Raw genomic sequence first — 846 nt, 5'->3', positions numbered from 1 at the left:
TTAAAACAAGCCTTTGCCATTGCTAAATCAGGATTAATATATGATGATTCTTATAAAAGTACTTTAGTGAAAAATTAATGAGTTTTTACTTGTTTTTTACCACAGTACTTTGTTGTGTGTAGTTTTTTATTCAATTTTTATAAATCCGCTTCCAATTCCGTCGTGATTATTGTCAGAAATATCAAGTTTGTTTGTTTCGTAAGTCTTAATTATTCCTCTTGTAACAATTCCTAAATATTGTTGGTTTTCAGGAAATTGAATAAATCTTTCCATTTCTCCAGAATAGATAGATTTTTTTAAAGTCAATTCATAAGTTCCACTTGATATTTCATTTCCATTTTCGGATATTGAGAAATGATAATTGTCCATTAAAGTTAGATGAACTGTTTTTCCTAAAGTTGTTGGTGTTTCGTGAATATTATTCCCAATACCTCCGTCTGTATTTGTCCAATTCCATTTCCCGACTAAATCCGAATTACTAATTTGTGTTTCCACATCGGAATTACAAGAAATAATTCCTAAAGTCAAGACAAAAAGATAAATCACTTTTTTCATAATTTCATTTATTTTTTAGATGTTCAAATCTGAGTTTGGTTGCGTTAAATTACACACAACGTGTTTGTATATGGTTTGTTGCGTGGTTAAGCAACTAAGTTAACAAATAAAAACCGAATAGAAAATCCGCGAGGATTTTCGTAAGTAGGCTAGAACTAGCAATAAATTATATACGTCTTAAGTTTACAATTCATTAAATTTAAGCATAAATCAGAAAAGACAAAAGAGAGGAATAAGGTTATTATATACGTAGAAGCTTGAGACTTCGTCAACATTGAAAATCCCCTCTCT

At 29.4% G+C, this 846-nt stretch carries 1 protein-coding gene; it reads right to left on the bottom strand.

The window, feature by feature from the left end; translation table 11 throughout:
* Positions 1 to 126: 126 nt before the first annotated feature.
* Positions 127 to 555: a hypothetical protein gene (locus EGM88_RS14430; RefSeq protein WP_123899133.1), complete on the bottom strand. Its 429-nt coding sequence runs from the start codon at positions 553 to 555 to the stop codon at positions 127 to 129.
* Between the last annotated feature and the right edge of the window lie 291 nt (positions 556 to 846).

Source organism: Aureibaculum marinum, from assembly GCF_003813905.1.
GTDB lineage: Bacteria > Bacteroidota > Bacteroidia > Flavobacteriales > Flavobacteriaceae > Aureibaculum > Aureibaculum marinum.
The sequence above is the reverse complement of the archived record's forward strand: the minus strand, read 5'-3'. Positions and strand labels throughout refer to the sequence as shown.